At 21.6% G+C, this 681-nt stretch carries 1 protein-coding gene; it reads right to left on the reverse strand.

The window, feature by feature from the left end; genetic code table 4:
• On the reverse strand, positions 1–304 hold a 304-nt coding region (locus tag BST80_RS05335), incomplete at its 3' end, for a hypothetical protein (protein WP_415746294.1).
• Positions 305–681 lie beyond the last annotated feature (377 nt).

Here is a 681-nt window from a genome sequence, read left to right on the forward strand (position 1 = left end):
CTAACTGTTTTTCTTGCAGTGAATATTTATAATTAAATGCTCGTTGTCAATATAATTTAGCACCATCTGGTGATTTCATTATAAAATTAATTATTTCACTTTCAATTCTATCAACTTGTTTTTCAAGTAAAGGAACTATCTTCTCGCTCTTGTAAATTTCATATCTTCATCTGTTAGAAAGGTTGAATTCATTGGTTAAATCATTCAAAGTATATGGTTTACTAGGTGATTTATTTTCTCAAAATTGCTCTATTTTACGATAAAAAGTTGCCAAACTTGCTGTTTTTGGATTAAATTCTTTCATTTTTTACTCCTTTTTGCATATTAAAATTGCTATTATTTAAACAATATGATTAAATAAAAGAGTAAAAAAATCCTGATAAATATATAAAAGAACTCTCACAAGTTCTTTTTATTATCTATATTTTACATCAAAATAAAAAAAAGTAAATTACTTTACTTTTTTCAGTTAAATTAATTTGCTAATAATTAACAACTAAATTATAACATAATAAATAAAAAATAATATCTTTTTTGCATTTTCATTATTTTTGTGATAAAGTCCTGAATTAAGAAAAGAGGGTATGAAAATGATAAATAATGATGGCAATTTTTTTAATAATCTTATTAATTTATTATATATACAGAGTATTGAAATTATTCAACAAAGTTTAGAAGATT

Origin of the sequence: Spiroplasma sp. Moj (genome assembly GCF_016082285.1) — a bacterium.
Classification (GTDB): domain Bacteria; phylum Bacillota_I; class Bacilli_A; order Mycoplasmatales; family Mycoplasmataceae; genus Spiroplasma; species Spiroplasma phoeniceum.